The organism is Vibrio sinaloensis DSM 21326 (genome assembly GCF_000189275.1).
GTDB lineage: Bacteria > Pseudomonadota > Gammaproteobacteria > Enterobacterales > Vibrionaceae > Vibrio > Vibrio sinaloensis.
Genome location: NZ_AEVT01000056.1, coordinates 19053 through 43572 on the forward strand (window position 1 = coordinate 19053; position 24520 = coordinate 43572).

The window sequence follows — 24520 nt, forward strand, 5'->3', positions numbered from 1 at the left end:
AAACTAGTTTCGACTTAACGCATCTTCACAACGTTGTCGGGCAGCGTTGAGATCCTCCAAAACAATGGTAATGTCCTCAAGCTGTCGTTTTAACACTGCTTCCTTTTCTTCGATTATTTTCAGCATTTGAACCAGTTGGGTATCTTCTTGGTGAGTGTCATACAGTGCAAACAACTCTTTAATTTCTGCCAAGGAGAAACCCAATCTCTTACCGCGTAAAATTAACTTGAGACGAATTTTGTCTCTGCGTTGATAGATGCGCATTGTTCCTTTGCGCTCTGGCTGAATAAGACCAACGTCCTCATAAAACCGAATACTGCGAGTTGTAATATCAAACTCTTTTGCGAGATCACTGATCTTAAATTTTTCCACCTGGCTAACTTCTCCAATGGCTAGTTAGAACGATAAACAAAGCAACTTGTAATTCATTCGTTTCTTTACGTTAACGTAAATGTTAGTGCTATGCTTACGTAAACGTCAAGTAATTCGGTGCAAGGGAGAGAGGCATGGAAAAAGAGGTTTGGATAGTCGCAGCGAAGCGAACACCCATGGGGCGGTTTCAGGGCTTACTTTCGTCTTTTCAATCTCCGGCCCTTGGGGCTCTTGCGATTAAATCTGCGGTTGAACAGATGAAGCTCTCTCGAGAAATCATCGATGAAGTGTACATGGGTAGTGTGCTTACAGCGGGGTGTGGTCAGGCGCCAGCGCGGCAAGCCGCGCTTGGGGCGGGGCTTTTACGTCAAACTCCCTGTACCACAGTTAACAAGGTTTGCGGCTCAGGAATGAAGTCGGTGATGTTGGCCTACGATGCAATTTATGCGGGTTCAGCGCAGTGTGTTGTGGCTGGTGGAATGGAAAGTATGACCAATGCTCCCCACCTTCTATCTGAGGCTCGGGCTGGTATGCGTATGGGTCATAAACAGGTATATGACCATATGTTCGTCGACGGGTTGCAAGACGCCTACGAGGGCAATTTGATGGGTGTATATGGTCAGCGCACGGCAGATAAGTTGGATTTCACTCGACAGGAGATGGACCGTTGGGCGACGCACTCATTGAATCGAGCATTAGAAGCTCAGCAGCAAAACTTATTCGATGACGAGATCATGACTATTGACCTTCCTGACGGTTCGGTGATGCGTATGGATGAGCATCCTAATCGCGCAAATTTGGAAAAGATCAGCAAATTGAAACCTGCGTTTGACCCTAAAGGAACAGTGACTGCGGCGAATTCTAGTGCCATTTCGGATGGTGCGGCGGCGTTAGTGGTTATCGACTCTATTACTGCGCGGAGCCATGGTTTGAAGCCGATGGCAATCATAAAAGGTCATGCCTGCCATGCGAGAGCGCCAGAAGAATTTACCTTGGCCCCGGTGTTTGTCATTGAACAACTGCTTTCTAAGCTGGACTGGGCGACAGAGGAAGTTGATCTTTGGGAGATCAACGAAGCTTTCGCGGTGGTTACTCAAATTGCCATCAAACAACTCGGTTTAGACGAGCAGAAAGTCAATGTTAAAGGCGGCGCGTGTGCGCTAGGGCATCCTATTGGTGCCAGTGGAGCAAGAATTTTAGTCACACTAATCCATGCTTTAAAGCAGCTTCAATCTTTGGGTGTGGATGGCGTGGCCAGCAATCAAAAAGTGGTTCGAGGTGTTGCGTCTTTATGTATAGGCGGAGGAGAAGCCACAGCGATGGGAATTGAGATCCCTCTAGAATGATAAGGAAACCATTATGACTCAGTCAGTCCCTCTCTATATCGGTGGAGAATTTATCCAATCGAAGACCAACCAATGGATAGACGTAACGAATCCCGCCACCAATGAAGTGATCGCAAAGCTTCCTTGCGCCAGCACCGATGAAATGTCTAACGCGGTAGACGATGCGAAACGCGCCTTTAACGAGTGGAAAAATGTCGCGATTTCGGAGCGAGCACGTGTCATGCTGCGTTATCAACACCTGCTAAAAGAGCATCATGATGAGCTCGCACAATTGCTTTCTCACGAAACAGGAAAAATCCTTTTAGACGCTAAGGGTGATGTTTGGCGTGGTATTGAAGTCGTTGAACAAGCGGCCAACATTGCCAGCAATATGATGGGAGAAACGGTTGAAAATGTCGCGACGGATATAGACAGCTATTCCTTGATTCAACCACTCGGCGTCTGTAGTGGTATCACACCATTTAATTTTCCGGCGATGATCCCGCTATGGATGTTTCCGTTAGCCATTGCAGCCGGAAACAGTTTCATTCTCAAACCGTCAGAGCAAGTGCCGCTGACCTCGATTCGTTTAGCTCAGCTGTTTGAACAAGCCGGTGCGCCCAAAGGGGTACTCCAAATTGTTCATGGCGCGAAAGAGCAGGTTGACTACTTGTTGTCGCACCCAGACATTCGCACGGTTTCATTTGTCGGGTCAGTCCCAGTCGCGGAGTACATCTACCACACAGGTACGCTACATAATAAGCGTGTTCAAGCCTTTGCTGGTGCCAAAAACCATATGGTTATTATGCCAGATGCGAATAAAAATCAGGTGATTAGTAACTTAGTTGGTGCATCGGTTGGTGCAGCCGGACAACGTTGTATGGCGATATCCGTCGCCGTGTTTGTTGGCGATTCAAAGCAGTGGATCGACGATCTTTGTCAAGAAATGGCGTTGATGAAACCCGGGGCATGGGATGACGAACAAGCGGCTTACGGCCCGTTAATTAGCCGAGCGGCCAAACAGCGAGTGCTGCGCTTAATCTCTGAGGGTAAAGCGCAAGGCGCGGAATGTTTGCTCGATGGCAGTGACTGTCGAGTGGATGGGTTTCCTGAGGGTAACTGGGTTGGACCGACGCTATTTCGCTCTGTAACGGCGGATATGTCTATCTATCAGCAAGAGATATTTGGCCCCGTGCTGATTTGTCTAGAAGTGGACACACTCGAAGAGGCGATTGAGCTTATCAATCAAAACCCATATGGCAATGGTACCTCCATCTTTACCTCTAGTGGCGGTGCAGCGCGTAAATATCAGCACGAAATTCAAGTCGGGCAAGTGGGGGTCAACGTACCGATTCCAGTGCCTTTGCCGTTTTTCTCTTTTACTGGATGGAGAGGCAGCTTTTACGGTGACCTTCATGCTTACGGAAAACAGGCTGTGCGTTTCTACACAGAGACAAAAACGGTCACAGCGCGCTGGTTTGATGACGACATTCCAACTGGACCGAACTTGACGATTCAACTGAAATAGGGAGTCGCGTATGGATTTTGAGTTAAACGAAGACCAACGAGCTTTCGCCCAAACCGCCCAGCAGTTTGCTCAAGAGAGCCTTATGCCGATGGCGGCGCAATGGGATGAAGAGCAGCTGTTTCCCAAAAGTGTTCTTCAACAAGCTGGTGAGCTTGGCTTTATGAGCTTGTATACACCGGAAGATCAAGGCGGGCTCGCTCTGTCGCGGCTCGATGCCTCGATTATTTTTGAGCAACTGGCGATGGGTTGTACTTCTACAACGGCATTTATGACCATCCACAATATGGTTACTTGGATGGTCGCCAGCTTCGCTCAAGAAGCAGTCAAAGCGCACTTCTGTCCAAAGTTAATTACGGGTGAATGGTTGGGTTCATATTGCTTAACAGAACCCAACGCAGGCTCTGATGCCGCCTCGTTAACGACATCCGCGACGAAGCAAGGCGATCAATACATCATTAATGGCTCGAAAGTTTTTATCTCAGGGGCGGGCGACACCGAGGTGTTGGTGGTGATGGCTCGAACCAGTGATGATGGCGCTAAGGGCGTATCTGCCTTTGTTGTCCCGGCTGATGCTGAAGGGATCAGCTATGGACGAAAAGAGCCGAAAATGGGGTGGAACAGCCAGCCAACTCGTTCAGTGACGTTTGAGCAAGTGTCAATTCCGGCCGAATACTTACTTGGTGAAGAGGGACAAGGCTTCATTTTTGCGATGAAAGGGCTCGATGGAGGCCGAATCAATATAGCCACCTGCTCGGTTGGCACCGCTCAACACGCATTAAATGCAGCGCTGCAATACGTTCAGGAGCGCAAACAATTTGGTCAAGCACTTGCCCATTTCCAGGGGCTGCAGTTTAAGTTGGCTGACATGGCGACGGAATTGGTCGCTGCAAGGCAACTGGTGAGGTTAGCCGCCTACAAACTCGATCAAGGTGATCCAGAAGCGACCACTTACTGCGCTATGGCAAAACGATTTGCTACCGATGTGGGGTTTAACGTTTGTGATCAAGCTTTACAGATATTTGGTGGCTACGGCTATATCAAAGAATACCCATTAGAGCGCCATTTTAGAGATGTTCGGGTGCACCAAATTTTAGAAGGCACCAATGAGATCATGCGTCTGATCATCGCTCGTCGCGTGTTAACCGAAGGAACGCAAATACTCTAGGAGTACGTTATGACACAAGAAACAGGGGTCAAATGCTCGATTGACGGCCATGTTGCCATCATCACTATGGATAATCCTCCTGCAAATACGTGGACAGAGCAAAGCCTCGCCAGCCTAAAAGAGCGGGTTGAGGAGTTAAACGCCAACACGTCGATCTATGCGTTGGTAATTACCGGAGCGGGCGACAAATTTTTTTTCGGCAGGTGCGGATCTTAAGTTGTTTGCTTCCGGCGATAAATCGGTGGCGGCCTCGATGTCTCGCGCGTTTGGTGACGCATTTGAAACCTTATCGGGTTTTCGTGGTGTTTCTATCGCTGCAATAAACGGCTATGCAATGGGAGGAGGGCTGGAGGTCGCGCTTGCTTGTGATATTCGCATTGCTGAACATCAGGCAAAACTGGCGCTTCCTGAGGCAAAAGTGGGTTTGTTACCTTGCGCTGGTGGTACGCAAAACCTCACCGCGCTTGTCGGTGAAGGCTGGGCGAAACGTCTCATTCTCTGCGGTGAGCAGATCGACTCTCCCACAGCAGAGCGAATCGGACTGGTGGAAGAGGTGGTTGAACAAGGGCAATCCCAATCTACTGCGCTTGCGCTTGCGAACCAGGTAGCTAACCAGTCTCCATCTTCAGTGGCAGCATGCAAACAGCTAATCCAAAATACCCGTAGCCAAACTCAAGCCCACGGGCTGGTTAAGGAGCGAGAGCTGTTTCTACAGCTTTTCGACACCGAGGATCAGCAAGAGGGCGTGCAAGCCTTTTTGCAAAAGCGTCCACCTCAATGGAAAAATCGATAAGGAGTCATTATGAATGGATGCGTTCATTTCACTGAACTGCCTTGCAGCGATAATCAGCACAAAATTGCCAAAGCGACGCTGGGTAACCCTTCTTCGTTAAATGCTTTAACCTTCGATATGTTGCGTGAACTCAAAGCGCAACTTGAGCTGTGGCAAGACGATGATGACATTGTTTGCGTGATATTAGATGGCGAGGGCAGCAAAGCATTTTGCGCGGGTGGTGACGTCCGTACTATGCACCAAGTAATGCAGCAAAATGACCCCAAGGCCACGGAGCAATTTTGTTGCGATTACTTCACTTTAGAATATCAATGCGATTATCTGATCCACACCTACTACAAACCCGTTATCGCTTGGGGTGAGGGCATTGTGATGGGGGGAGGAGTCGGGCTTTACATGGGCTCAAGCCATAAAGTGGTGACGCCGACTTCCCGATTAGCCATGCCAGAGGTGAGTATTGGCCTATTCCCAGACGTTGGGGCGACTTGGTTTCTGAATCGATTAGAAGAGGGCGTTGGGCTGTTTCTCGGAATGACAGGAGCCATGGTTAATGCAAGCGATGCTTTATCGATACACTTGGCAGATCATATAGCGTTGCCCGAAGACAAAGAAACCTTAATTGAACAACTGCAAGTCGCTGATTGGCAGTACGTTGACGATGTGTATGAAGTGGTCAGTGAGTTACTTGAAGCGTTCCATGATTCAGCCTTTGCCGCCGCTCCGCCCCCTCAGTTGGTTCCGTACTTAGAGCAGATACGACAAGCTTGCCATCAGGACAGTGTGATTCATGTTGCTGATAGCATTATGGCAATAGCAAGCAACGATCCTTGGTTAGATGGTGCAAAACGAAATCTGGCATCAGGTAGCCCAATCACTTGCCATTTATGTTATCGCCAGATGACCCAATTCCAGCAACTTTCTCTTGCCGATTGTTTCCGGTTAGAACTGTCGATGGCCGTTCGCAGCGCATTATTGGGCGAGTTTCAAGAAGGGGTGAGATCTCGATTGATCGACAAAGACAATGAGCCCCATTGGAAATACGCCAGTATTGCGCAAGTTGATACGAATATTATCGACCAGTTGGTTACGTCATATTGGAGCAGCGACAAACATCCACTGGCGCTATTGGGTCACTACTAATGCCCGTACTTTGCTATTTGTAAACAAGGACGATGAGGATTGGAATATGAGTACTATTGCGTTTATTGGCTTAGGTAATATGGGGGCGCCCATGGCCAACAACTTGTTATCTGCAGGTTGTAATGTTCGCGTTTTCGACTTAGTAAAATCATCGGTAGACGAGCTCGCCAAAGCCGGAGCTATAGCCTGTGAAGAGGTAAGTTCTGTCGTTGAGGGGGCCGATGTTGTCATCACCATGTTACCGGCGGGCGAACATGTACGCTCCGTCTACCTCGGTGATCATCATGGTGGTGTCGGGTTGGTTAACTTAGTGAAGTCAGGAACCTTACTGATAGATTCTTCCACCATAGACCCTGAATCGGCGCGCACTGTTGCTAAATACGCAAAAGAGAAACAGTTAGATTTTGTTGACGCACCAGTATCTGGCGGTGTTGCAGGTGCGAAAGCGGGGACATTAACCTTCATTGTAGGCGGGGGAGCTAAAGCGTTTGACCGAGCAGAGCAAGTGCTCAAACACATGGGGAAGAACATTTTTCACGCCGGGAGAGCGGGCGATGGTCAAATGGCTAAAATCTGTAATAACTTGATGTTAGGTATTTTGATGTCTGGGACGTGTGAAGCGCTCAATTTAGGCATTGATAATGGGTTAGACCCCAATGTACTGTCCAAGATCATGCTGCAAAGTTCAGGGCGAAATTGGGCGTTAGAGCTGTATAACCCTTGCCCAGGTGTGATGGAAAACGCACCTGCAAGTCATGACTATCAACCGGGCTTTATGAGTAAACTGATGCTTAAAGACTTAGGCTTAGGGCTCGATTCGGCTGCCAAAAGCCAATCTTCTGTGCCAATGGGCGCACTCGCGCGCAATTTGTATGCCTTTCATAATGCTGGCGGTAATGAGGAACTCGATTTTTCAAGTTTGTTCCGTTTCTATCAATCGACCAAAAAAGAGGTGAAATGATGGAACTGAAAAACAGTGTCGTGGCGATCACTGGAGCCGGGCGTGGCTTAGGACAAATGATGGCGATTACCTTGGCACAAGCGGGCGCTGAGCTAGCACTGGTTGACGTGGACAATACCTCTCTTCAAGAGACCAAAACTCAATGCAACATGCTGGGCGTTAAAGCACTAACTTACTGTATTGATATTACCAATGAACAGCAAGTGACGAAAATTTTCAGTGACATTGTCACCGATTTTGGTCAGCTTGATGGACTGATTAACAATGCAGGCATTTTGCGTGATGGCCTGCTGGTTAAAGTGAAAGATGGTCAGATAAGTAAGATGTCGTTAGAGCAGTTTAATTCAGTGCTAGACGTTAACCTCACGGGGACTTTCTTATGCGGCAGAGAAGCCGCTGTTCAGATGATTAATAGCGGTCGTAAAGGGGTGATCATCAATATCTCTAGCGTTGCACGAGCGGGGAACATCGGTCAGTCAAACTATGCGGCCTCTAAAGCGGCGGTTGCGACACTTGCGGTGACTTGGGGTAAGGAGTTGGCACGTTACGGCATTCGCTCAGTTGCCATTGCGCCGGGCGTGATTGAAACGGACATGACACGTCAAATGAAGCCTGAAGCAAGAGAACGCTTAGAACGAATGATCCCCATAGGGAGAATGGGACAGGCCGACGAAATTGCTCACACTGTGAAATTCATTTTAGAGAACGAGTATGTTAATGCGCGCGTCATCGAGGTGGACGGAGGCGTTTATATGTAGATTGAAGTGTAATCGATCACTTCAAAACAGAAAACTTGCTCGTTTTTTAGCAAATTTTGAGAAAACTCACGATTGCTTGCTTACACTTATATCACTACTTGCATAAATAACTGTGACGTCAATTGGCTATTTTCCTCGAACTGGACAAACGGATAGGGAACTTCCGTTAAGAGGTTATCGATATGAAAATTGCCACAAAAATAGTTTCGGCATCGACTTTACTGTGCACATTAGCAGTGATTGCGACGGGGGTGATTGTGGGTTGGCGCTCTGCAGCCTTGTCGGAAGAAGCTTTATATAAGCGAGCAACTGAGCAACTAATATCCGTCAGAGAGATTAAGAAACACGAGATAGAGCTCTATTTTGAGCAGATCCGTGGTCAATTGATTACTACGGCAAATTCGGTCGGGGTACAAGATGCGATTAGCGCATTCAGTGATTCCTTCGCTAGCTATCCGGTGGAGAGAGTAAAGGAAAGTGACATCGGAGCACTAAGTCAGTACTACCAGACTCAATTTGGCGCAACCTATCGCTCAGCAAATGGCGGAGCGGCTGCGAATGAAATGCAAAAGCTAGCGATGCTCTCCTCGCGTGCGAAAGCCCTTCAAGCTCGTTACATCGGTGCTAACAGCAATCCCTTGGGTGAGAAACACCAACTTATGTCCGATAGCCTCGGTACCGACTATGACCAAGTACACGCCAAATATCACCCAAGCATTAAAGGATTCCTCGAAGAATTTGGCTATTACGATATCTTCCTAGTCGATCCACAAGGCAATGTGGTCTATTCAGTATTTAAAGAGCTCGACTATGCGACTAACTTAAAACAAGGACCGTACGCGGGCAGTGGTATTGCTAAAGCGTACAACAGCGCAATGTCAAAGGGACAAAACCAATTCCATCTTGAGGATTTCGCGCCTTATTACCCCTCATACCAAGCCGCCGCCTCCTTTATCGCGACCCCCATTAAGCAAGATGGTCAGACGCTTGGTGTACTCATTTTTCAAATGCCAGTTGATGAGATCAATAACATCATGACTTTTAACGGTAAATGGGGCCATGCGGGGCTTGGAGAAAGTGGCGAAAGCTATTTAGTTGGTCCTGATGGACTGTTAAGAAGTGAGTCGAGATTTTTGATGGAAGACCCAGAGCAGTATTTTGCTGCTATGGAGCAAGCAGGGATGGCAAGTGCTACATTGGCACAAATTCGGGGTAAAGGGTCGGCCATTGGACGAAAACCAGTCTCGACACCGACATCAAAAGCCGCTCTTAGAGGGCAAAGTGGTTCTGACGTAGTGACCGATTATCGAGGTGTAGGTGTGTTGTCGGCCTACGCTCCGGTCAACGCTGCAGGATTGAGTTGGGGGATATTGACGGAAATAGATAAAGATGAAGCGCTAAAAGACGTCGGCGGCTTAATCAGTGCGATGGTCGTTACGGTGTTAACCAGCATAGTGGTGATCGTGTTGGTCGCGATTGCGATTTCATACTTCCTTGGCCGCAGCATTGCTCAACCGATAAAAATTGCCAGCGAGAAAATCCAACACATCAGTAAAAACAATGACTTGACACAGAGGCTCGAAGTGTCAGGCAAAGATGAGATGACTGAGCTGGCGATATCACTCAATGGTTTGTTTACCCACCTACAAAGCATTATTGGCAAATTCGCTCAGGCAACCGATGACTTAAATCGCAACACCAACAGCATGGCGGATAACATGAACAGTACTCGTGATGCGGTTGACGATCAAAACCACCGCTCAGAGTCTGTCGCGACGGCGGTTAATCAAATGAGCGCGTCCATCGCAGAAGTTGCTCAGTTTGCTACCCGTGCTGCAGAGTTTGTGAAAAACGCCAACGAGACTGGTAGCCAAGGCGTTAATGTCGGTCGAAGTTTAGGGACGGAAATCGGTCAGCTAAATCAAGAGATGCAAACGGCGGTTGACGCCATTGGTCGCCTAAACAACGAAACCAACTCGATTGCGGAAGTACTCGATGTAATTCAAGGTATCGCTGAGCAAACCAATTTACTCGCACTAAACGCCGCGATAGAGGCAGCAAGAGCGGGTGAGCAAGGTAGAGGTTTTGCGGTGGTCGCCGATGAAGTACGCTCACTGGCTGCGAGAACCCAAACCTCGACTGAAGAAATTCGCGAGAAAATTGAATCACTTCAACGTGAAACCACTGATGTGTCGAAGAGTATCGAAAATGCTAATTTGACGGTGGCGAAGGGTGTCGATACGTGTGACGAGAACACTGGGATGTTAGAGCAAATCGTAACCATGCTAACAGAGCTGAATGAAATGAATGTTCAGATAGCCGCGGCAACCGAAGAGCAGCGCGCCGTGACCGATGAGATCAGTGGCAGCATCACTTCGATTGCGGATGCGTCTTCAGCGGTGTCAGTGCAAGTCAATGACGTGGATGACGTATTACAAGGACTATCGGTACAAGCTCAAGACCTGAACCAAGAAGTTGACCAGTTTAAGTATTAGCTGCTCTTCTCAGTCGCTCGTTTACTCTGTTTGACCTGATACATCACTTGGTCAGACAGGTTGACGAGCTCTTCCATGCATAATGAACTGGATGAAGGACAGAAGTAAGCACCAATGCTCAATCCTGTGTCCTTGATTTCGTCCTCGCTATGCACGATAAAATGATAGGACTCAGTAATTTGCTGCTTCAAATAGTCGATGTCCTTTTCCCCTTCAACCGTACTCACTACGATGAACTCGTCACCACCCACCCGGGCAATAATGTCACTTTCATTGATAATTAGCTTGAGTGACTGCGCTAAAGCTGAGATGCAATGATCGCCTACATCATGACCGTAATTATCATTAACCTGTTTAAGGTTGTCGATATCGATATAAAACAGCGCGATAGGTTGGTTGTTATGACGCGTATCTTTAAGTTTTTGCGCAGCTGCCAGATTAAAACCGCGGCGGTTTAACAGGTCGGTCAACTCATCGCGAGTAGCCATTTGTTTCATCTCTTCGAGCTGACAGGCTGTTGAAATATCGGCTTCAACGAGTCTCGCCATTTGATTGAGTAAGGTCGTCAGAGTCTTAGGGTACTTGGTCTGTTTGGTATCGATGACGCAGATGGTTCCAAATAAATCACCATTTGGCCAAGTTATCGGAATACCACAGTAAGAGCGAACGGGCCCTTGGGCGACAGGAGGTGCGTTGCGCCAGTATTCGTCACCGACAGCGTGTTTTACGTAGAGGTCGTCTCTCGTTTCCATGACGTGGCGACAAAAGCTCTGCATTTCCCAAGGCCAAGTGGTATCGGCTGGCAGAAAGTTATCTTCGTTGGTGCTTGATACAACAACATTAAACTCTTGGTTACGAAACTGAACAATAGCACCAGTAGAAGAGTTATAAAGCTCCGAAAGGAGATCAACGATTTCCTGCCACTTAGACAAATCGACCAACTCGGTTTGGTACTGCTTCAAGCAAAGTTGGGTATCTAGCATTTTATTCCCCCAAAAGTTTATTACCTCTAACTCTAATAATAGGATCGTTTAAAAGCAATTTAACTTTCAATCAATCCTTTTTATCTTTTAATCAATATCATAGACTGAGTTTTTAACATCACACATGGAACCACAAATGGAATTGAATCGCTTTCTTGAATTGCTAAATCATGAACCTTCGGCAGTAGAGTTTGAGCAGACGATGCAAGTAATTGATGATAACTATGACTTTACGCCGACGGCTTTTACTAATGGTGATACTCGAAATGAGGCGGGGCAGAATAATGGCTCATGCAAAATCTTTTCTTTTGCGTCCCTAAATAGCTTGAGTGTCGACGCAACGCTCGCCTGTTTCGGCAAATTTTATCGCCAAGATGTGCTAGGAAACCCAGAGGGGAGTGACCACGCCAATATTCGCAACTTTATTCAATCTGGCTGGCAAGGGATAAAATTCGAAGCAAACGCGTTAACGGCTAAGTAGCTTATTCACGGGAGTGATAACAGATGACAAATCAAGAGTTAGAACAGTATTTAGATACCTTTGTATGCGCAGAGTCAGGGTTTCCCTTCGGTCCGGATGCATTAGTGTTTAAGGTCAAAGGTAAGATGTTTGCTATCTTGGCGATGCGAGAGGGGCGTGAATACGTTACGGTAAAAGTGAAGCCGGAAGATGGAGAAGTCTTAACCTCGCAGTTCAACGATATTACTCCCGGATATCACACCAATAAGCGTCACTGGGTGACTGTTTATTACCCAGGGGATGCGGAAGATGGCTTAATAAAGGATTTGTGTGAACGTTCATACGATCTGGTCGTGAGTAAACTTCCTAAGGCGCAAAGAGTTTTCTTAGCAGCGGGAGGGGACCAGAGCGCGTGATTTTTGACTGATTAGATCAAACAAACAGCTATTTGATGTAATTGTCGGCAAACAAACGAAAATATGAGATTTTTGTTTGACTCTCATCGCTCAATCCGTAAAGTATGCAGCGAACGCAGCGGTGGGTAACCTAAAGCGTTGAAAGAAAAGGGCGCCTTGGCAGAGTGGCTATGCAGCGGATTGCAAATCCGTGGACCTCGGTTCGACTCCGGGAGGCGCCTCCATTTTCTTTATCTCATTTTAGATGGTGTTTATTGTTCTAAACGGCATCACAAAGAAATTTGTGTGCCCTGGTGGTGGAATTGGTAGACACAAGGGATTTAAAATCCCTCGGCGTTCGCGCTGTGCCGGTTCAAGTCCGGCCCGGGGCACCATCTCAAATTTGAAGGCGTGTTGGCAGAGTGGCTATGCAGCGGATTGCAAATCCGTGGACCTCGGTTCGACTCCGGGACGCGCCTCCATTATTTCTAAGCCCCGACAGAAATGTCGGGGCTTTTTTATTTGGCAGTCGCTTGATAAAAAAATACCCAGTCAAACGACTGGGCATTGCTGTTTAATAGCTATTCATAATGATGAGTTGCGTATCATCAATGACATAAGTCTGGTAGCCATCGCCTGACACAGCAAGCTCATTGTAAATACTATTGTGACTGCCTGATGCGTCACCGCTGTAACGCTGTGAGCCATCCGGCCTGAAGATCCACACATCTTTATCACCATAGTAGTTACTTGTGGTGGCATGAACTTCGTTGTTCTCGCCCATTGCTGAGCCTGCGGCGTATCCGTCGGTGGTAAATACCTGCTTAACCTGCATGCTATCGACATCGAGACCGAGTAGCGAGGACCCAACCGGATAGACCACGCTACCATCGTTGCTGATGGCTAAGCCGGTAGCGAACGAATCTGTACCGTGTGGCGCTGTAGCGATATGTTCTACTTTTACGTCGTCGAGGTAGCTGTTGTAAGTAAGTTCATAACAGTGCAAGGTGTACGGCGATAGGCCAGATTCTGTAGCGCAGAAGCGATTACCAAACAGGCTTGATGCGAGGATGTTATCCCCTTGGTACCATGCAATGCCTGATAACCATTGACCATCACCTCGCACATTGAGACGTGTTCCCGTATTGGCGTGGTACACGTTACCGCGAGGAGCAACAATCAGGGGTACGCCTGATGGCTCTGTTATCGTAAACATCTCTGCGAGCCCATCATTACCTGACCAGATAGTGTGTAGGTCAAAGGTCGTTAGATCAAAGACAGCAATACTGTTACCATCCAATCCGCTGTACAACCATCTTCCATCCTCACTCACTTTGATGTCACCAAACTGGTGAGTAGCGCCAGGTGATAGCCCTGCAATATATTCCTGCGTATGGCTATGGTAAACGCTGATTTCAGCAGAATCGGCGGAACCATCGTTAAGATAGATGTAAGGTCTAACTGGGTCAGCTGCGACATTGATTGCCTTTTTGGCTATCACTTGCTTCTCGGCTGGATCGGTATCGCCAACCCAAAGGCTGACACGAATACTATTGCTGTTAGCAATACTCGCGTCATCTGATACCACAATAACTTCGGCTTCGTGAAGCTGGTTGCTTGCTAAGCCGCTAGTGTCCGCAGAAAGTTGCAACTTATCGGCCGTGGTGCCAGAGGTTGTTACTGTCAACCAAGGAGCTTCCGTTGAGGCTGTCCAAAGTGTGTCGGTAAATCCATAACTATCTAAGATATCGATTTCAGCGCTAAGGCGTTGCTTGGTAGCAAACTTTGTCAATGCGACGCCGCGATCCGGAACAACAAGCGCGTGACGAGAGGCAAGCACGTTTACATCAAACTGTTTGTTGATCGTGTGTTCACCAACTTGGGCTGAAGCTGTTGCGGTAAAGGTGTTAAGGCCTTCCTTCACACTCTCTATTGAGGACAGATTCACATTGAGCGCTTTAGCGGTGTTTGACGCATAAATGGTGGAAGAGTGCAGACCTGCAGGAAGTGACACTGTGATGGGGTGAATGCGCTCTCCCGTCGATAAGCTCACATCAAGGCTGTCAGAGACTTGTTCAAACCCATCTGAAATATCGAGTGTAACGCTATTTTTGCTTAGCGTTAATTCTGGCAAAGCAAACTCAGCGGAGACTTGGATTTTCGATTCTGAGCCATCCGTTTTATCAAACAACGTTATAGTGGTTGAATATGAGCCTGGTGCGAGGTTGTGGTCGATGATTGAAAGCTCGACTAGGGTGTTACCGGTGCCGATTCTTTCACTAATTGCCAGCCAGCCAGAGCTGTCGAGTAGCAGCCACTCGATGTTAGTTCCGGTAATTGAAAGCTCTTTAACCTCTTTCACTGAAGAACCAATCGTGTGAGACAGGCTAGTACTTGTGAGGCTTGCTTTAAGTTTATCGTGACGAGCTGGATCGAGCGGGTAGTGATCGTTGACATCCAATACACCATCGTTGTCATCATCCGTATCATCTTTATTGCTAATACCATCACCATCTGTGTCTAATATAGGCTCAGTAGGCTCAGTAGGCTCAGTAGGCTCAGTTGGTTCGGTTGGTTCTGTAGGTTCTGTAGGTTCAGTTGGTTCTGTAGGTTCAGTTGGTTCTGTAGGCTCCGTTGGCTCGGTAGGTTCTGTTGGAGATGTGTCGTTGTCACCAGAATCTAGGTCCGGCGCTGAAAAGCGCGTTAACTCAATGGTTTGACCGTTTTGGCTGCGGCGAACAATACCAATATCTTCCGCGAACCAAAGCTCGACGTTCCAAGGAATGTTGAATGAATACCCATCTATTGTTGCGCTAATGAACAAATCTAACGCAACGCGAGTTGCTTCAACGGTACCGTATGGGACAGTGATAGTTTCTCTGCCAATGACTGAACTGTTGCCAGTGACAAGAATAGGCTGAGAGCCATAAGTTGGCTGGATATTCGCGGTACCATTTGTGGACAGGAACTTGGTAGAGCGCGTTGTATTGCCAAGTAATTGAAGTGATTCATCGAAACGAAAGTCAATGGTGAAATCACCAACGCCAGAGACATAGGTTGAAGGCGAGTAAAAGCCAGCGAAAGAAATACTGTCAGCGGTTGCTACAAAGTACTCCTTGCCACCCGTTGGATAATTTATCACTTGCGCTGTCTGGCCGGCGACCTTTGTTGTTGTGGCAAACGTTCCCTCAGTGCTATCAGAGTAATACCACTTTGATTGGCTAGATGTGGGGAGGTAGCTGTTGGGTGAATTTGGCGCTACTGCTTGAGAGCCGTTTCCGCTGTTACTGCCTCCGCCTCCGCCACCTCCACAGGCAGTTAGTGAAATCGTAGCGAGTAAAACCAATAGGTTGCGTGGCGTTGCTTTGCGGATGTGACGCCATGAATGGGTCGCGCATTTAAACCAGTCCAAGGGGATTTCTCCGTATTTATTTATCTGCGCTGACTCTATAATTTTGATACTTATATTCATCTAGTTGAGCCAATAAATTCGACGGAGCAGTCATATTGAAGGTGTATAAATGTGATGGTTGTGATGCGTTTCGCAAATGGTGATCTTGATTCAGAAATGAAGATGTTCACGCTTGTGTAACATTATGTTTTATAAGGTTTAACTTTGTTGCGAATGACATTGCTATGTATTAAACGAAAAGATGGGACTGTAACCCCGTAGTTAGCAATAAGTGAAGACAAAGTTAGTTGGTGGGGTTATCTAAATGGTTAGCCAGTGTAAGGTTTGCAATATCAATAATACAGTGTACATTTGCAGCAAGCTTATGATTCATTAAAGAATGGAATCACCATAATGAAAAAAACGGTACTGGCGCTCACAGTGGCGGCCTCGCTCACTTTACCTGTCTTCTCACCGACTACCTTGGCAGAGTCTGTCGCATGGGATCAAGCTGAGCAGCAGTGGTTAACCCAAGAGAGTGATCATTTTCTAATTCACTTTCGCTCCGAGCATCAAGCTCAAGCGGCACGCTCACTCGATATCGCCGAGCAGGTTCATTCCGAACTCACTTCTTTTTTTGGTTATCAGCCAGAGGAGAAGACTGAAATTGTGATTGTCGACGAGTTTGACTATTCAAATGGCTGGGCAACCGTATTCCCTTATCCTCAGATCCGCCTGTATATGAGCCCGCCCAATGATGTGAACGGCTTAGAAAGTAACGACGAGTGGTTGCATCTACTTATCCGACATGAATACGTGCATATCATGCATCTTGAAATGGGCGGCGGCGCACCGGAATTTCTACGCAATATTTTTGGTCGCAATGTCCTTTTGTATCCACACGCTTTAACGCCGTCGATGATGCTAGAGGGGTTAGCCGTTTACCTCGAAACCAACGAGAAACTTGGGTATGGCCGATTGCAAGGCTCAAGCTATGCTATGCAAATGCGTATGGAAGTTGCGTCGGGCGAGTGGAAAAATTTAAACCAAGTCGTTGTCGCGAATCGTGAATTTCCTTTGGGCTATCAGTATTTATATGGTGCGTACTTTGTTGAATTCTTGGTCAATAAATACGGCGAAGACAAAGTCCAACAGTTTCTGACGGATTACAGTCGACGTCTACTGCCTTTCTTTTTACTTAATCGTACAGCACGTAATGTATTTGGCGATTCGTTTGAAGATATGTGGCCTGAGTTTGAAGCGAGCGTACAGCGGCATTTTACCCAGCAGCTTACACAACTTGAAAAGGCAAAGGTATCCGGTGTACAAATCGGTCAAACGGTACCCTTTATGCAGGTAGTAAGTGCAAGTTCAGATAAGGGGATCTTATTTAATGTTCGCAATGGCGAAGATCGCGACGAAATCGTTCGTTACCAATCATCCGCAGAACTCGCAACGCTTACTCCAAGTAAAGGGATCGTTTCTCTTACGTCGCATCCCAAATCAGGCTTGATTGTCTCTAGATTAGTCAGCTATGCCGATGGTCGTGGCGTTACTGACCTCTTCGCCTTCAAAGATGGTAAATGGCAACGTATTACTGAACGCGAAAGATTTAGAGAGGTGCGCTGGCTTCCAAGTGGCAATCAAGTCATTGCTAGCCGCAATGTCGATGGATTGAGTGAATTGTGGTTACTTAACCCTGAACAAGCAGAGAATAAGCAGCTTATTTGGCGCGGCAACAACAATGAAGTGCTTGGTGGGTTTGATGTGTCACCAAATGGAGAGCAGGTGGTCGCCAGTATCAAACGCGCTCAGCAAGGCTGGAATTTGGAGCAATATGATTTAGGCACCAAGCAGTGGCGCAAGATTACCAACAGTAAATCAGTTGAGAACTCTCCAGCTTATGTTGATAGCGAAACTGTCGTATATAGCGCTGACTACGACGGTATATTTAACATTTATCAGCTTAACCTCAACAGTGGTAAAGCGAGTCAATTAACACGAGAAATCGGCGGCGCGTTTAATCCTATTTGGTCCGAAGAGCTTGGACTTATCTACCAAAGCTACGATAGCCAAGGTTATACAATGCGCCGATTGGCACAGCCAGAGTCATTAAACCTTGTTGTGGTTGAGCAAACAAATGCGCAATACAATTATCCGGACCCGGCGCCTAATGTTGCTTTAAAGAGTGAGGCAGAAAGTTACACTCCTTGGAGCAGCTTGCGTCCAAGAACGTGGGTACCTGTCTATAGCCTAGATGAGAATCAGTCTTTAGCCGGGATCATAACTAACGGCTCAGACGCATTAGGTCGGCATAACTATTTGGCGAGCTTGGCATGGGATACAGAAAATAGCTTAGCGGAGTACAGCATCGGCTACCTCTATGACAACCGTTGGCGGGTAACATTGAGCCGCAACCATGATTTTACGACCTTTAAGCAAGATGGCCGAGAGTCGAAACGAATCGAACAAAATGACAGTGCTCTGATTCAACGAAATCACCTGTTTAATGCGTTTGAAGACCAATTTTCTATTGCGGCTGGATTGTATTGGGAAAGAGAGAGCGAAGCCAAGGCGCCGAGCTTTGCAGTACGCCCGTACGTAGAGCTTGAAGAAACATTAGTCGGACTCGCGGCCAGCTTTGACAATCGCGAAAGCTACTTAAATGTAATGGGGGTAGGCTGGGGTCATTATATGGACCTAACGGCTGAAACTAACGACTTGTTAAGCAGTGACTATGAAGGCAACAAGTATCAAGGGCAGTGGAAAGGAACCTTTGATCTCCCCGGGCGTTCAACCATTGCGTTGCGACTAGCAGGCGGCATTAGCGCTGACACTGCGAAGCCATTTCGTTTAGGCGGCAGTGATACTAGCGACGAGTTGGCCTTGTTTGGACGCGAAACTCAAGGGCTAAGAGGTTATGACGAAACCGTTCAGTCTGGTAATCACTACTTTACTCAACGGGTAGAATTCTCGACGTGGCTTGCAAGGGTTGAGCGCAACTGGGGCTTATACCCTGTAGGTTTGGGTGATATCTCTGCCACGCTATTTGCGGATTCTGGTAGTGCCTGGAATGACGAAGGCAGTTATGAAGCACTTACCGGAATAGGAGTTTCAACCACAATAGAAATGAGACTGGGATACAACTTGAATCTACCTATTACATTAGGTTACGCCAGTGGACTGGATGACGAGTTGGGCAAAAACCAGTTCTTCCTGTCTGTATCGGGTAATTTTTAAACTTCTCATGCTAATTTAACGTATGACACAACCCACCAGAACTTGGTGGGTTGTTTGCTTTTGCACATCGAACAAGCAATTGTGCCCAGTCTTGGTGCTTATTATTTTGTTGGCTACTGTAACTATCTGATTTTGTTGAGCTGAATGCATGGCATCGCTTTTGCTGACTATGCTATGCAGCTGGTTTTGTTTCGAAACATCATGTTCGGCACAGGTCTGCTGCGTACTTGCAGAAAATTACAACAACAGCGTCATTGGCAATGAAGCCTCTCCTCTAGCAGGAGAGGCTTTTATTTTTTTGACAAAAGAGTAGGAATCGAGAATGGCAAAAGAAAAGACAAAAACTGCGTGTCCTTATTGTGGGGTTGGTTGCGGCGTGGAAGTCGACCAACTTGGAATCGTTGGCGATAAACAGCACCCCGCGAATCATGGTTCCCTATGTGTAAAAGGTTCTGCTCTCGCCGAAAGTTTAGCGATGCCTTCTCGTTTACTTTATCCAAAGTTTCAAGGTAAGGAGATAGATTGGCCGCAAGCAACCAATATTATCGCCAAAGCGTATCACGACACTATTAATGAACATGGTCCTGATGCGACCGCTATGTATGTGTCTGGTCAATTGCTAACCGAAGACTATTACGTGGCAAACAAGTTTATGAAAGCCCTGGTTGGTAGTGCCAATATCGATACCAACTCGCGTTTGTGCATGTCTTCTGCAGTTGTGGCGCACAATCGCGCATTTGGCGAGGACGTTGTCCCTGTTAACTATGAAGATATTGATCACGCCGAGCTCATTATCATCTGTGGGGCGAACACGGCATGGACACATCCCGTGCTGTTTCGTCGAATTCAGCAAGCAAGAGAGCGTAATCCGGCTCTAAAAATGGTGGTAATTGATCCAAGAGAGACCGTCACAGCGCAACAAGCCGATTTGCATTTGGCGATCAATAACGATGGTGATATTGCGTTATTCAACGGTTTACTTCGTTACTGTTTAGATATGGGATTTGTCGATGAAAGTTACATTGACAAGCATACCCTAGGTCTTGCTGAGTTGGCGAAAGAGGTGTTTCTAGAACAATATTCGATCTCCCAATTGAGTGACACTTTAGCGGTTAGCCAAGAGCAACTCGTGACATTTTATCGTTGGTTTACAAATTCAAAACGAGCCGTGACCTTGTTCTGCCAAGGGGTGAACCAATCACAGCAAGGTGCGGACAAAGGCAATGCAATCATCAACGTGCATTTGGCAACGGGTAAAATTGGCTACAAAGGTGCAGGGCCGTTTTCGATAACTGGGCAGCCAAATGCGATGGGCGGCCGTGAAGTAGGCGGTTTGGCCAATCAACTGGCGGTTCATCGTGGCTTTGACGACGAATCCATTGCACTGGTCAGTGATTTTTGGCAAACATCAAATCTAGCGCGTAAACCAGGCTTGAAAGCCGTCGACATGTTTGAGGCAGTAGCCAGCGGCAAAATCAAAGTCATTTGGATCATGGCAACCAATCCTGTGGTTTCAATGCCTGATAACCATTATGTAAAACAAGCACTCAAAAAGTGCCCGTTAGTCATTGTGTCTGATGTGACCGCTGATGCTGATATTGCCAAATACGCTGACTTATTACTCCCGGCTGCGGGTTGGGGAGAAAAGCAGGGCATGGTAACCAATTCAGAGCGAATCTTAACGCGACAACGAAAGTTTATCGACGCCAAAGGAGCGATAAAGCCTGATTGGCAGATTATTGCAGAGGCTGGGGAGAAACTTTCCGAGCTTAAAAACGTGACCAATGGTTTTGCGTTTAACAGTGAAGCTGATGTGTTTCGTGAGTATGCGGCGATGACGGCAATCAATGAGCAGAGCTCGTTACTGTTCAATCTTTCCCAGTATGCGAACATTACCAATGAAGAGTACCACAATTGGCAACCAACTCGCTGGGGAGAAGAACACCCCTATGCCAATGGCGTATTTAGCCATCGAGATGGGAAGGCAAGATTCATCGTTACGAAGGCTAGTACAGATCACTCTAGTAGTGAATGGTGGCTAAACAGTGGTCGCCAACGAGATCAATGGCACACAATGACAAGAACTGGCCATATTAGCCACTTAGCCGCAACTGAACCCGAACCTATGGTCTATTTGAACTCTCGATCCGCAGCGTTTCTCGATATCTCAGCGGGAGACTTGGTGACGTTGAGCAAAGATCAACACAGGATCCATGTCAAAGCCAGCATAGACGATGGTCTATCTAATAAGCAGCTCTACATGTCGATGCATTGGGCTGGTCATTACGCAATGGGAAGTGAAGTTAACTCGGTATTAAGCCGCAGGGTTGATCCTTTTTCTGGCCAGCCTGCGTTCAAGTCACAATCGGTGCATATTGAGCCGACAAAGCCTAAAACTTATGGAATTTATGTTGGTGAGCGATTTGAGCACGATGACTTTATCTATCGTTCATTCCAAACCGAGCAGCGAGTCGGGATCTGGCGGTTTGCTTCACTCTTGTCTGTAGAAAAACGACAGGCTCGTGAATTAGATACGACGGGAGCACAACGACAAGTACTATTGGATGTAGCCGGTGGTTGGGTTGCAGTAGGTTACGATGAGGCAGGAGAGGATAAAATTGTACGCTCGCTACTGCTCGTCTCACAAAGACCGGTTTGTGTCGATTCAGCCCAGTTGTCAGCTCAAGTAGGTAAACCGCTTACCTTTTCGGCGTTGCTTAATCTGGTTTCAGAGCAGCAATCCTCAGAGCTCATATGCAGCTGTTTTAGAGTGAATGAGAAGCAGATACAGACGGCATTAGAGACTGGACAATGCTCGAATCTGTCACAAGTTAAAAGCAAGCTGAAATGCGGCACAAATTGTGGTTCTTGCTTGCCTCAAGTCGAACGAATTGTTACGCAGCGTCAATCTATTGCAATCGTAAATAAATAGGGGGCAGCATGAGTCATCAGTATCCAAATAAACAAGGCGACGCTACCAGCTTAAAAAGCGCTCGCTTCAGTTGCCATAACCATTTACACCAAGGTATTGATGGGTGCAGCAGAAACGAACAATTCCGCTCGGGAAAGGGGAAAGTTGCGTTAGTTGGTGCCGGCCCCAATGATACTGAACTGCTAACCATAAAAGCACTCAAAGCGATCCAGTCTGCCGATGCGATTGTTTACGATAGGCTGGTCAATCGAGATATCCTCGATTTTGCGCCAGCCGACTGTCGGCAAGTTTATGTCGGTAAGCGCTGTGGTCAACCAAGCCTTAAACAAGAAGAAATAAGCCAGATATTGCTAGAGTTAGCGATGCTCGGACAAAATGTCGTGAGATTAAAAGGAGGCGATCCTTTTATCTTTGGCCGTGGTGGTGAAGAGGGCTTGTTGCTTTCTAAGCACAATATTGATTTTGAGGTTATTCCGGGAATCACGGCAGCCATCGGTTGTGCTGCTTCCTCTTATATCCCACTTACGCATCGTGGTTTGTCTCGCAGTGTGACCTTTGTAACAGGGCAAGTAGTGACCGGGTCACTTCCTGCATGGTCGCAGTTACTGGCAGCAGGACAAACACTGGTGCTGTACATGGGGCTTGAAAAAGCTCAGCAAATCCAAGCAGGGCTCATTGAACACGGGCTATGCCAAGACTTCCCACTCGCGATTGTTGCTCATGGTTGCAGTCCGCAACAGAAGGTTTATGTATCGACATTAAAAGCGCTTAATACAGCAGCACAAGCACTGAAAGGAGTCAGCCCAGCATTGATTATCTTAGGGGAAGTCGTCACACTGAGGAAAGAGCTAAATAAGACCGTAGAGTCAGTGATTTCCCAAGAGGTAATATGAGCGCAATATTGGAATGTATACGCACCGTAGGACGAGGTGAGCGAGGACGAAAGCCGTTAACCTTTGAGCAAGCGTATCAAGTTATGGATGAATACCTAGACGGAAAAAGCGGCGATGACCAAATGGCAATGCTGTTGATGCTGATTAGGGTGCAAAATGAAACCAAGCAAGAAATCGCGGGGTTTGTGAAGGCATTTCAATCGCGTGTGCCTAACTTAGGCGCCGACATCGATTGGCCATGCTATGCAGGTAAAAGAAAAAGCGCTGGTCAGCCTTGGCATTTGTTAGCGGCGAAACTGCTCGCAAATTCGGGTTACAAGGTTTTGCTCCATGGTTACCATGATAAGCCAGCAGGGCGCCTACATGCACAAGACTATCTTTCAGTCCTTGATATTGAACTTGCCGATAGTCCTGACATTGCCAAACAACTTCTCGATGAAAAAGGTATTGCTTACTTACCTTTGAATAAATTCGCACCGCAAGCCGAGACCATGATTGGTTGGAAAAATCGTTATGGCTTGCGTACACCAATCAATACCGTGGTGAGGGCCCTTAATCCAGGTGGCGCAAAGCTTGGGCTGCGAGGCAGTTTTCACCCTGGATTCCAACAGCTTCATGCTGAGGTCGAAAGCGAAATAGGTTTGACTCGTCACGCGGTCGTGTCCTTTAAAGGGCAGTCGGGAGAATCAGAGTACAATCCTAAAGTAAGCCAAACCGTGTGGGTAAGTACACCGAGCGGCGTAGAATCCCATTATTGGACTGAACGAATGCTGACAGACATCCCGATGCCGAAACAGTGCTTATTCAATACCGATGCGACCGAGATGAACATGATGGCGAATACAGTGGTATCGACCATGGCCGCTACTTTGTTTGCCGAGATAAATGATTATGAACAGGCTTTCGAAAAAGCGTATCAAATTTGGGTCGACTATTGTCGCGACGCCGGATCTTAGGATGATTCTTTAATTGGCACATTCCTTGTTATGTCTCTTGTAGATAAGAGTACGAAACAAGGAATGTACATGCCAAAAAAACGCTCTCAAACACCCATCATTGTCTGTAGTGATCGTATCGAAGAGCAAGTTCGAATTACGACGCAACTAGCCCAAGATTGCGACAATATCATTAGTTGTCAATTGGTTCAGTTCGAAGCCATGTTAAACAAAGAGCCGGACGCATTTGTCGTGTTTGGTTGGCTGCAGCCTAGCCCAGAGCTTCGCTTGTTGGTTGAGTTCTGTCGAGCCAAGTCCTGTCCTCTACTTGTTGTGTTAAAACAACTAAATTCGAATGATATTAGTCGTTTACCTGAAAAGATGGATTACGTTCTACTGCCTGCCGACTCAAACTTTCCACTGTATCCTTGGCTCGAACATGCGCATCAACTGCGTCAGTCAATTAATCAATATGAGCAACAAATCGAACAACTTTCAGAGCGACTTGAAGAAAGAAAAGTTATTGAGCGTGCCAAAGGGCTACTAATGAAAGTTCATCAAGTGGATGAGGAAGAAGCGTACAAAGTGATGCGTAAAACCGCGATGCAATCGAGCCAATCACTTGCTCAGGTCGCGCGTAATTTAATGCTGACGTTAGAAGCGTTAAAGTAATTGAGCTACCACTTTAGGGTTATGACAAAAATTCCGCATTGGTGCGTAATGCACTAATAACAGGCATCAACTGAATGTTGAT

At 47.1% G+C, this 24520-nt stretch carries 17 protein-coding genes, 3 tRNA genes and 1 pseudogene; 18 read left to right on the plus strand and 3 right to left on the minus strand.

Annotated features, from left to right (window positions below):
- Positions 1–3: 3 nt before the first annotated feature.
- Positions 4–372, minus strand: coding sequence for a MerR family transcriptional regulator (locus RH45_RS07885; protein WP_008075853.1), 369 nt, complete (start codon positions 370–372; stop codon positions 4–6).
- A gap of 134 nt (positions 373–506) precedes the next feature.
- Here RH45_RS07885 and RH45_RS07890 point away from each other — a divergent pair, with 134 nt between their 5' ends.
- The 8 genes and pseudogenes from RH45_RS07890 to RH45_RS07925 all read left to right on the plus strand — a co-directional run bounded on the left by RH45_RS07890 (position 507) and on the right by RH45_RS07925 (position 10537).
- Positions 507–1718, plus strand: coding sequence for a thiolase family protein (locus RH45_RS07890; protein ID WP_008075854.1), 1212 nt, complete (start codon positions 507–509; stop codon positions 1716–1718).
- 13 nt (positions 1719–1731) lie between these two features.
- A complete protein-coding gene (locus RH45_RS07895) occupies positions 1732–3225 on the plus strand; it encodes a CoA-acylating methylmalonate-semialdehyde dehydrogenase (protein WP_008075855.1) in 1494 nt (497 codons plus the stop codon).
- 10 nt (positions 3226–3235) lie between these two features.
- Positions 3236–4390, plus strand: a complete 1155-nt coding sequence (locus RH45_RS07900) for an acyl-CoA dehydrogenase family protein (protein WP_008075856.1) — start codon at positions 3236–3238, stop codon at positions 4388–4390.
- Between the two features lie 9 nt (positions 4391–4399).
- A pseudogene (locus RH45_RS07905) lies at positions 4400–5183 on the plus strand (enoyl-CoA hydratase).
- A gap of 9 nt (positions 5184–5192) precedes the next feature.
- Positions 5193–6323 carry an enoyl-CoA hydratase/isomerase family protein gene (locus tag RH45_RS07910; RefSeq protein WP_008075859.1) on the plus strand — a complete coding sequence of 377 codons (1131 nt, stop codon included), beginning with the start codon at positions 5193–5195 and terminating at the stop codon, positions 6321–6323.
- Positions 6324–6369: 46 nt separating this feature from the next.
- On the plus strand, positions 6370–7284 hold the full coding sequence (gene mmsB, locus RH45_RS07915) for a 3-hydroxyisobutyrate dehydrogenase (protein ID WP_008075870.1): 915 nt from the start codon (positions 6370–6372) through the stop codon (positions 7282–7284).
- Positions 7284–8042: an SDR family oxidoreductase gene (locus RH45_RS07920; protein ID WP_008075872.1), complete on the plus strand. Its 759-nt coding sequence runs from the start codon at positions 7284–7286 to the stop codon at positions 8040–8042. The genes mmsB and RH45_RS07920 overlap by 1 nt, the downstream gene beginning before the upstream one ends.
- Before the next feature lie 182 nt (positions 8043–8224).
- The gene (locus RH45_RS07925; protein ID WP_008075874.1) at positions 8225–10537 is read left to right on the plus strand and encodes a methyl-accepting chemotaxis protein; all 2313 of its coding nucleotides are present in this window, start codon (positions 8225–8227) and stop codon (positions 10535–10537) included.
- Here the strand turns inward: RH45_RS07925 and RH45_RS07930 are convergent.
- Positions 10534–11520 carry a sensor domain-containing diguanylate cyclase gene (locus RH45_RS07930; protein ID WP_008075876.1) on the minus strand — a complete coding sequence of 329 codons (987 nt, stop codon included), beginning with the start codon at positions 11518–11520 and terminating at the stop codon, positions 10534–10536. The genes RH45_RS07925 and RH45_RS07930 overlap by 4 nt on opposite strands.
- A 136-nt stretch (positions 11521–11656) precedes the next feature.
- On the opposite strand from RH45_RS07930, the gene RH45_RS07935 reads away from it, so the two are divergent.
- The 5 genes from RH45_RS07935 (at position 11657) to RH45_RS07955 (ending at position 12857) form a co-directional block, all read left to right on the plus strand.
- The gene (locus tag RH45_RS07935) at positions 11657–12001 is read left to right on the plus strand and encodes a HopJ type III effector protein (protein ID WP_008075885.1); all 345 of its coding nucleotides are present in this window, start codon (positions 11657–11659) and stop codon (positions 11999–12001) included.
- Positions 12002–12024: 23 nt separating this feature from the next.
- Positions 12025–12396, plus strand: coding sequence for an MmcQ/YjbR family DNA-binding protein (locus tag RH45_RS07940; RefSeq protein WP_008075887.1), 372 nt, complete (start codon positions 12025–12027; stop codon positions 12394–12396).
- A 150-nt stretch (positions 12397–12546) separates the two neighbouring features.
- Positions 12547–12620: transfer RNA gene (locus tag RH45_RS07945), tRNA-Cys, on the plus strand.
- A gap of 63 nt (positions 12621–12683) precedes the next feature.
- Positions 12684–12770, plus strand: a tRNA-Leu gene (locus RH45_RS07950).
- 13 nt (positions 12771–12783) lie between these two features.
- A tRNA-Cys gene (locus RH45_RS07955) sits at positions 12784–12857 on the plus strand.
- A 92-nt stretch (positions 12858–12949) separates the two neighbouring features.
- Here the strand turns inward: RH45_RS07955 and RH45_RS07960 are convergent.
- Positions 12950–15787 (minus strand): hypothetical protein, encoded by a 2838-nt coding sequence (locus RH45_RS07960; RefSeq protein ID WP_008075889.1) that lies wholly within the window; start codon positions 15785–15787, stop codon positions 12950–12952.
- A gap of 393 nt (positions 15788–16180) precedes the next feature.
- On the opposite strand from RH45_RS07960, the gene RH45_RS07965 reads away from it, so the two are divergent.
- From RH45_RS07965 to RH45_RS07985, 5 genes are all read left to right on the plus strand, one after another.
- Positions 16181–19006: a hypothetical protein gene (locus tag RH45_RS07965; protein ID WP_008075890.1), complete on the plus strand. Its 2826-nt coding sequence runs from the start codon at positions 16181–16183 to the stop codon at positions 19004–19006.
- A gap of 322 nt (positions 19007–19328) precedes the next feature.
- Complete coding sequence (locus RH45_RS07970) at positions 19329–21938, plus strand: nitrate reductase (RefSeq protein ID WP_008075892.1); 2610 nt, start codon at positions 19329–19331, stop codon at positions 21936–21938.
- Between the two features lie 8 nt (positions 21939–21946).
- On the plus strand, positions 21947–22831 hold the full coding sequence (cobA, locus tag RH45_RS07975) for a uroporphyrinogen-III C-methyltransferase (protein ID WP_008075893.1): 885 nt from the start codon (positions 21947–21949) through the stop codon (positions 22829–22831).
- Positions 22828–23787: a glycosyl transferase family protein gene (locus RH45_RS07980; protein ID WP_008075896.1), complete on the plus strand. Its 960-nt coding sequence runs from the start codon at positions 22828–22830 to the stop codon at positions 23785–23787. The genes cobA and RH45_RS07980 overlap by 4 nt, the downstream gene beginning before the upstream one ends.
- Before the next feature lie 69 nt (positions 23788–23856).
- Positions 23857–24438, plus strand: coding sequence for an ANTAR domain-containing response regulator (locus RH45_RS07985; protein ID WP_008075898.1), 582 nt, complete (start codon positions 23857–23859; stop codon positions 24436–24438).
- The last annotated feature ends 82 nt before the right edge of the window (positions 24439–24520 follow it).